Here is a 3,564-nt window from a genome sequence, read left to right as displayed (position 1 = left end):
CTTCGGCACCGTCAAGGAAGCCATGGCCGAGACCGGCGCCGACGTCTCCATCGTCTTCGTGCCGCCGGCCTTCACCAAGGACGCCGTCGTCGAAGCCATCGAGGCCGGCATCGGCCTGGTCGTCGTCATCACTGAGGGCGTCCCGGTCCAGGACTCCGCCGAGTTCTGGGCGCTGGCCCAGTCCAAGGTCGACGCCAACGGCAAGCAGGTTACCCGCATCATCGGGCCGAACTGCCCCGGCATCATCACCCCGGGTGAGGCCCTCGTGGGCATCACCCCGGCCAACATCACGGGCAAGGGCCCCATCGGCCTGGTCTCCAAGTCGGGCACCCTGACCTACCAGATGATGTATGAACTCCGCGACCTCGGCTTCTCCACCGCCATCGGCATCGGCGGCGACCCGGTCATCGGCACCACCCACATCGATGCGCTCGAAGCGTTCGAGGCCGACCCCGAGACCAAGGCCATCGTCATGATCGGCGAAATCGGCGGCGACGCCGAAGAGCGTGCCGCCGACTACATCAAGGCGCACGTCACGAAGCCGGTCGTCGGCTACGTGGCAGGCTTCACCGCCCCGGAAGGCAAGACCATGGGCCACGCCGGCGCCATCGTCTCCGGTTCCGCGGGCACCGCCCAGGCCAAGAAGGAAGCCCTCGAGGCTGCCGGCGTCAAGGTCGGCAAGACGCCGTCCGAGACCGCCACGCTGCTGCGCGAAGTCTTCGCAGCCCTCTAGGCTCCCAGCTCTAGCGCTCCGCACCAACGCGGGGTCACTTCCGGCCCGTCCCAGTCACCGGGACGGGCTCGAAGTGGCCCCGCGTTGCGTCGTTAAGCGGCGACGGCGGCACTGAGCGCCGCGGTCGGTCGAGTAGTGTTTAGGAAAGGCAAAAGGCGCGCCCCGGGTGCGCAGGCAGGGGATCTCGATGGCAGAAACGCGGCGGACGCTGGTGGATGTCGTCGTCGACACGGTCCTCGAGTACATTCTCAGCGGCCAGATTAAGCCCGACGACGCCCTACCGCCGGAAGCGGACATCGCCAAGGAATCCGGCGTCAGCCGGCTGACGGCCCGTGAAGCGATGAAAGTTCTCAAAGCCCAGGACGTGGTTTACGTCAAGCGCGGCCTCGGCACGTTCGTCAATCCTCCTGAACGCTGGACCGGGCTGGACGCGATCATGCGGGCGGCCTCCAGGGGAGTGGCCTCCGACCAGGTGGCCCTGCGCCTGCTGGAGGTCCGGCGTATGGTCGAAACCGGCGCCGCGGAACTCGCGGCCGAGCGGCACAGCCAGGCCGACCTCGCCGCGATGAGGGAGAGCGTTGAACGGATGGAGGCCGCCCACCATTCCGGTGACGTCGATGCGCTGACCCTGGCGGACATCGCCTTCCACGACACTGTCCTGCGGGCGTCCGGCAACCCCTTCGTGCCGGCTCTGCTGGCCCAGCTGTCCACCCTGCTGTACGCGATGCGGCGGGAGACCTCTGCGTTCCCCGATGTCCAGCGGCACGCCATCCACCACCACAAGGTGGTCCTGGCCGCCATCGCCGCCGGCGAGCCCTCCGCCGCTCGCTCCGCGATGGACGCCCACATCACCCAGACGTTCGAGGACTACAAGCAGTACCTTGCGGTCTCCAGCCGCGGCGCCGCCGCCAGCTGACCTGGGCACGGGCCTACGGCCTGCGACCCGGCGCCCCTTGCGCCGTGCCCCCTCAAAATCCCTATGACCCAACCCCTGTTGACGCCCTACCGCCGTGTGATTAGAATCTCATACAGATATCAGACATCTGACATCTCGGACATCTCGGATTGCCGCAAGCCAAAGGAGTCTTCATGCGCGCGCACGTCCTTTCCCAGGGCACCCTGATCACCGGTGGAGGCCCGCGATGACCTCCCTGACAGCTGCCCCCGCGTTGAGCGAGCTGGGCCAGACCACACTTCGCAAGGTCCGACGGCGGGTCATGCCGCTGATTGTCCTGCTGTACTTCGTCGCCTACCTGGACCGCAACAACGTGGGCTTCGCCAAGCTCGGCATGCAGGGCGACATCGGCCTCACCGAGGCCGCCTACGGCCTGGGTGCCGGCATCTTCTTCCTTGGTTACGCCCTGCTGGAGATCCCTAGCAACGGCGGAATGTACCGCTTCGGTGCGAGGAAGTGGATCGCCCGCATCCTCATCAGCTGGGGCATCTTCGCCACCGCCATGTTCCTGGTCAACGGCGAGACCACCTTTTACATCATCCGCTTCCTGCTCGGCGCTGCCGAAGCCGGCTTCTTCCCGGCCATCCTTTTCTACCTGACCCTCTGGTTCCCGGCCGCGCAGCGCGTGACCGTTCTGGGTATCTTCATCCTCGCCCAGCCCATCTCCAACGCTTTGGGTGCACCGGTGTCCGGCATGCTCCTGGGCCTGGAAGGCGTCGCCGGCCTGCACGGCTGGCAGTGGCTGTACATCCTTGAGGGCATCCCGGCCATCGTGCTGGGCGTCATCACGCCGTTCATCATGACCGACCGGCCGGAGCACGCCAAATGGCTCAAGCCCAATGAGCGCGAGTGGCTCACCACCACCATGAGCAAGGAGCTGGCCGACAAGCAGAAGGACGGCAAGCACAACTTCCTGGCCGGCCTGAAGGACCCCCGCACCCTGGCGTACTCGGCCCTGTACTTCGGCCTGGTCTGCGGCATCTACGGCCTGGGCCTCTGGCTGCCGACCATCGTCAAGGCGCTCGGCAAGTTCGATACCGTCCAGGTGGGCTTCATCGTCTTCATCCCGTACGCGATCGCCGCGGTGTTCGTCTACTTCTGGAGCAAGCGCTCGGACCGCACCGGCAACCGGGTGTGGCACGCCAGCGTCAGCATGGTGATTGCCGCCGTCGGCCTGCTCGGCGCCGGGTACCTGCTCCCGGTCAACGCCGTGCTGGCTATGGTCTTCCTCACCCTGGCAGCCATGGGCATCTACTCGGCCATCGCCCCCTTCCTGGCCATGCCGTCCGCAGCCCTGACCGGAGCCGCTGCCGCGGCCGGCCTCGCGATGGTGAACTCGCTGGGCAACCTGGGCGGCTTTGTGGCCCCGTACATCGTCGGCATCCTCAAAGACGCCACCGGCAACAGCCAGAGCGGCCTTGTCTTCCTGGCGGCCTGCCTCGCGGTGACTGCTGTCGCCACCTATCTCTACGCCCGCAACCGCCCGGAAGGTGTCTCTGCAACCGCAGCCACCGCCCCCGCCGCCAATAACAACCGCTAGGAACTCCCCATGACAGACCACAGCACATTCCCCGCCGAACGGACCGTCGTCCTGACCGGCGCCGCCTCCGCCCGCGGCATCGGCCGCGCCACGGCCGACCGCCTGGCCCGCGAAGGCTGGTCCATCGCGATCCTGGACATCAACGCCGAGGACGCCCGGGCAGCCGCGGCCGAGATCGGCTCGAACCGCGCCGTTAAGGCGATCGGCGTCGGGGCGGACGTTTCGGACGAGGCGTCGGTGGACCGGGCGATCACCGAGGTAGAAGAATCCATGCCGCCGATCGTGGGACTGGCCAACCTGGCTGGCATCAGCTCGCCGACGCCGTTTATGGAAACC

4 protein-coding genes are annotated in these 3,564 nt (G+C 67.1%); all 4 read left to right on the top strand.

Translation table 11 applies throughout. The annotated features are described in order from the left end of the window. The coding region (sucD, locus tag AB4Y86_RS14635; RefSeq protein WP_441402926.1) for a succinate--CoA ligase subunit alpha at positions 1 to 733 on the top strand (733 nt) is incomplete at its 5' end. A gap of 187 nt (positions 734 to 920) precedes the next feature. Then, complete coding sequence (locus tag AB4Y86_RS14630; protein ID WP_441402925.1) at positions 921 to 1,649, top strand: FadR/GntR family transcriptional regulator; 729 nt, start codon at positions 921 to 923, stop codon at positions 1,647 to 1,649. 226 nt (positions 1,650 to 1,875) lie between these two features. Further along, positions 1,876 to 3,228, top strand: coding sequence for an MFS transporter (locus AB4Y86_RS14625; protein ID WP_441402924.1), 1,353 nt, complete (start codon positions 1,876 to 1,878; stop codon positions 3,226 to 3,228). A gap of 9 nt (positions 3,229 to 3,237) precedes the next feature. Further along, positions 3,238 to 3,564, top strand: a 327-nt coding sequence (locus AB4Y86_RS14620; RefSeq protein ID WP_441402923.1) for an SDR family NAD(P)-dependent oxidoreductase, incomplete at its 3' end; no start/stop codon positions are given.

This window comes from Arthrobacter sp. 2YAF22_2, assembly GCF_052114645.1.
In the GTDB taxonomy this organism is placed as follows: domain Bacteria; phylum Actinomycetota; class Actinomycetes; order Actinomycetales; family Micrococcaceae; genus Arthrobacter.
Note: the sequence above shows the minus strand (reverse complement) of the source record. Positions and strands in the feature narration are given on the sequence as shown.